The sequence below is a fragment of the Cellulomonas sp. PS-H5 genome (assembly GCF_019265565.1).
GTDB lineage: Bacteria > Actinomycetota > Actinomycetes > Actinomycetales > Cellulomonadaceae > Cellulomonas.
Genome location: NZ_JAHVCI010000121.1, coordinates 1 through 3,183, shown reverse-complemented (window position 1 = coordinate 3,183; position 3,183 = coordinate 1). Strand labels below are relative to the sequence as shown.

Here is a 3,183-nt window from a genome sequence, read left to right as displayed (position 1 = left end):
CGCGCGGGCGGCCGTCGCGGCCGCCGAGGAGGCGTGGCAGGCCGAGCAGGACCGGCTCGCGGCGGAGCGCGCCGCGGCCGCCCGGGCGCAGGCGTCGTCGTCGGCCGGGACGCGCGGGACGGCGGGCACGGCGTCCGGCGCGACGCGGCCCACCGGCGGGTCCGCCGGCGGCTCGACGACCGGGACGGGCGGCGGCCGCTACGACGGCTGGCTGTCCCGCTGGTCGCCGGGCGACCCCGTGCCGGACGGCTGGACCGTGGTCGTCGAGACCGAGGGCGGCGGCTGGGGCGGCGACGAGTTCGGCAACGTCTGGGAGCTCGAGTGACCGGCGCGCACCCGGGGAGGCGCCGCTGAGCAGAGCCTGACCCCGACGAGACGACGCACGACCGACCGCACCCAGCGGAGAGGGCCCGGTGCTGGCACACCGGACCCTCGCGCCCGCTCGACAGTTCCTCAGGAGACCTGACATGCAAGCACGGCCATCTTGGCATGCCCGCCGCGCCACCTCGGCGCTGCTCGCCGCCACCCTCGCAGCGGGGGCGGGCCTCGCCCTGCTGCTCGCCCCCGGCCCGGCGCCCGCCGCCGCGGCGGTGCCGGCGACCGGCATCAGCATCACCCCGTCCGGCTACGGGCCCGTCCAGCTCGGCCCGCTCGACGGACCGGCCGGGTCCGACGAGCACGGGTACTGCGTCCAGGCGCGGGTGACCGCGTCCGGACCCGCCGACACCGTCCGCGGCGCGACCCACGTGGACGACCCGCAGCTGGCGGCCGCCCTCGCCCGGCACCGCTGGTCGACGGACGACCTGACCCAGGCGGCGCTCGGCTACGAGGTGCACCAGCGGCACCAGCGCTCCGGCTCGATGGCGGGCGGCGACGTCGACGCCGTCCGCGGCCTGCTCGCGGCCGCGACCCCGCAGGCGGTGAAGGACCGGGCCGATCAGATCATGGCGCAGGCGGCGGCCGAGGCCGGGCCGTGGACCGGCGTCGCCGGGTCGGTGTCGGGGGAGGGCACCCGGACCGGCGAGATCCGCGGGATCCACCTGCGGTCCGCGTCGGGCCAGCTCGTCGCCGGCGTCCCGTTCACGCTCACCCTCAGCGGTCCGGCGACCCTGGACGCCACGGGCACCCGCACCTACTCCGGCACGACCACGACGGCGCCGATCACGCTGGGCTGGACCGCGACCGGCAACGGCACGGTGTCGTACGAGGTCCGGTTCCCGGACGCCTGGCGCACGACGGTGACCGTGCTCGAGCTGGCCGCGAACCGCCAGGACCAGCTCACCTACGGCAACCGACCCGGGCACGACCCGGCGGAGGTGTCGGTCCCCGGTGAGCCGTTCGAGGTGGTCCGGGACTTCCGCCCGCGCGCGACCACCACCGTGCGCGACGTCGTGATCGGCGCCGGCGACCCCCTCGTCGACGTGGTGACGTTCGCCGCGGCGCCCGGGGACGAGTGGGCCGTGCTCGACGGCGTCCCGGTCGCCCTCCCCGCGGACGTCACCTGGTACGGGCCGTACGACAGCCCGCAGCCGCAGGCCGAGGCGCCGCCCGCGGACGCGCCGGTCGCCGGGGTCGAGCGCGTCGTCGCCGAGGGGCCCGGCACGGTCAGCACCGCGGGCACCGTGCACGCGAGCGGCCCGGGCTTCTACACCGCGGTCGTCACGATCCGCCGGGCCGACGCGGGGCCGTTCGCCGACTACGTCCGCGAGGACTTCGCCGCTCCGTGGTTCGAGGAGGCGGAGACGGCGGTCGACCGGTTCGACCTCGTGCACGAGTCGGAGGTCCGGGAGTACAACGTCGCGCCGGGCGGCCGGGCGTTCGACCGCATCACGATCAGCGGCTACCCCGACGACCACGGCCAGTTCGGCGGGCTCGGCGGCTGGGCGGCCGACCTCGGGGAGGCGACGGTCACGGTCTACGGCCCGCTGGCGGCGGCGCCCGACCGCCCGGACGTGCCCGAGGACGCCCCGGTGCACTGGACGGACACGCTCGCGGCGGTGGACGGCGTGTTCGAGGTGGGCTACGACGACGCGCACCCGGTGCTCGCGCCGGTGCGGGCCACCCACCCGGGCGGCGACTACTTCGTGTTCGTCTACGCGTTCGCCGGGGACGACCGGGTCGAGGCCTACGTCAGCCCGTTCGACGACGTGCGGGAGGTGTTCTACGTGCCCGGTCCGCCCGAGGTCGTGGTGCCGCCCTCCGTCGTGACCCGGGCGCAGCCGTCCGCCGCGACCGGTGCGCCGATCCACGACGTCGCCCTGGTCACCGGTACGACCGACCCGGGCGACCACCTGGTGTTCCGGGCCTACGGCCCGCAGGACCCCGAGGCCGAGCCGGTGTGCGACGAGGACACGCTGCTGTGGACGTCCGAGGCGGTGCCGGTGCCCGCGGCCGGCCTCTACGACTCCGGCAGCGCGCCGGCCCCCGACCGGGAGGGCGCCGTCTACTGGGTCGAGACGCTGCACGCCGCGGACGGGTCCGTCCGGCACGCCGGCGTCTGCGGGCTGCCCTACGAGACGACACTCGTGACCGCGGACCTGGCGGTCCGGACGCAGGCGCGCTCCGGTGCGCCGGAGGGTTCGTCCGCGCCTGACGAGGGTGGCGACGGGCTGCAGGGCTCGGCCGCGCCCGAGGGCTCCGGGGAGCCCGACGCGAGCGCCGACGGGCCGGTGGTCGGCGACGCGCTCTGGGACGTCGTGGTCGTCAGCGGCACGGTCCCGGCGGGGGCGACCACGGTCGTCGACCTGTTCCACGCACCGGAGGGCGAGCCGCTCGACTGCACCGAGCCGGTCTGGACGTCGGCGCCGATCCCGCTGGCCGACGGCCCGGGGGAGTACGTCACGGGCCGGTACCCGACGACGGAGCCCGGAACCTACGGGTACGTCGAGCGCACCACCGCCGCGGACGGGACCGTGCTGTCGACCGGGGAGTGCGGCGACCCGGCCGAGACGCTGACCGTCGCGGCGCCCGTGCCCACGCCCGAGGCGGCGCCGGAACCGGAGCAGCCGCTCGCGGTCACGGGCGCGGACGCGGCGCTCCTCGGCGGGGCGGCGCTGCTGCTCGTCGCGGGCGGGGTGGCCGTGGCGGTGCACCGGGCGCGGCTGCGGCGCGCGCTCGACGCGACCGCAGCCGACGAGGGGTGGCCCGCGCCGTGAGCCGGCGCCCGCGGCGCGCGGTCCGGCC

Annotated in this window: 2 protein-coding genes; both read left to right on the top strand. The window is 77.9% G+C overall.

The genetic code is table 11. The features are described 5' to 3' along the window. Nucleotides 1–325, top strand: a 325-nt coding sequence (locus J5O08_RS20460) for a hypothetical protein (protein ID WP_218708752.1), incomplete at its 5' end; no start/stop codon positions are given. 142 nt (nt 326–467) lie between these two features. After that, nucleotides 468–3,155 carry a hypothetical protein gene (locus J5O08_RS20455; protein WP_218708750.1) on the top strand — a complete coding sequence of 896 codons (2,688 nt, stop codon included), beginning with the start codon at nt 468–470 and terminating at the stop codon, nt 3,153–3,155. The last annotated feature ends 28 nt before the right edge of the window (nt 3,156–3,183 follow it).